This is a genomic window from Psychrobacter sp. TB20-MNA-CIBAN-0197 (assembly GCF_040309765.1).
Lineage (GTDB): Bacteria > Pseudomonadota > Gammaproteobacteria > Pseudomonadales > Moraxellaceae > Psychrobacter > Psychrobacter submarinus.
The window spans coordinates 1-295 of record NZ_JBEOPC010000329.1 but is presented as its reverse complement, the minus strand read 5'-3'; the positions used below and the strand labels follow the sequence as shown (position 1 = coordinate 295).

Genomic DNA, 295 nt, shown 5'->3' with positions numbered 1-295 from the left:
GTTTCAACAGCGCTTCGCGCACCTCGGGGGTCAGGCTGTTTTCTGCGTCGTACCAATCGTGGCGGGCATTGCGCTTGAGGTTGAGCTGCTCGAGCGCATCGGCGGCAAACTGGTCGAAGCGTTGCGGGTTGCTGACGTCCTCCAGCAAGCGCTTGTGCGCCAGTGCCCACGCCGGGAGCGTCAGATGGCTGGCCATTTCCTGCTGCAAACGCGACAGTTGCCTGGGCAGGAGATTGAACGATTGCATAAAGGCTTCGCGCTCGGCAAAGCCCATCTGCGGGTGCAGCCAGCGCAA

At 62.0% G+C, this 295-nt stretch carries 1 protein-coding gene; it reads right to left on the bottom strand.

The features are described 5' to 3' along the window. Positions 1–295: hypothetical protein (locus AAEY83_RS13880; protein WP_351059705.1), on the bottom strand; the 295-nt coding region annotated here is incomplete at both ends.